Source organism: Cellulosimicrobium sp. CpK407, from assembly GCF_051844275.1.
GTDB lineage: Bacteria > Actinomycetota > Actinomycetes > Actinomycetales > Cellulomonadaceae > Cellulosimicrobium > Cellulosimicrobium cellulans_G.
In genome coordinates this window covers 1-436 of the sequence record NZ_JBGNYC010000110.1, presented here as the reverse complement: position 1 = coordinate 436, position 436 = coordinate 1, and the positions used below count along the sequence as shown (strand labels likewise).

General features: G+C 73.6%; 1 protein-coding gene. It reads left to right on the top strand.

The window, feature by feature from the left end; all coding sequences use genetic code 11:
- A partial coding sequence (locus ABWU78_RS20935) for an Ig-like domain-containing protein (protein ID WP_439159399.1) occupies window positions 1–436 on the top strand: 436 nt, incomplete at both ends.

Here is a 436-nt window from a genome sequence, read left to right as displayed (position 1 = left end):
GTGGCGGTGGACGACGAGATCACGGTGCGCCCGGGGCGCACGGTCTCGGTCGCGGCCCTGGCCAACGACACCGACCCCGACGGCGACCAGGTCGGCCTGGTCCCCGGCGCCATCGAGGACACCCACGACCTGGACGCCGAGGTCGTGACCGACCGCATCGTCCTGACCTCCCCCGACGCCGACGGCGCCTACACGTTCTACTACCAGGTCCAGGACACCTACGGCGCCCGCGCCACCGGCGCCGTCACCGTCAACGTCGCCGCCGACGCACCCCTGCTGCCCCCCGTCGCCCGCGACGACACCGTGCCCGTCGAGGACATCCTCGGCAAGACCGAGGTCACCGTCCCCGTCCTGGACAACGACGCCGACCCCGACGGCGCCGCGACCGAGCTCACCGTCACCACCGACGCGACCACCGCCACCGTCACCGACACCG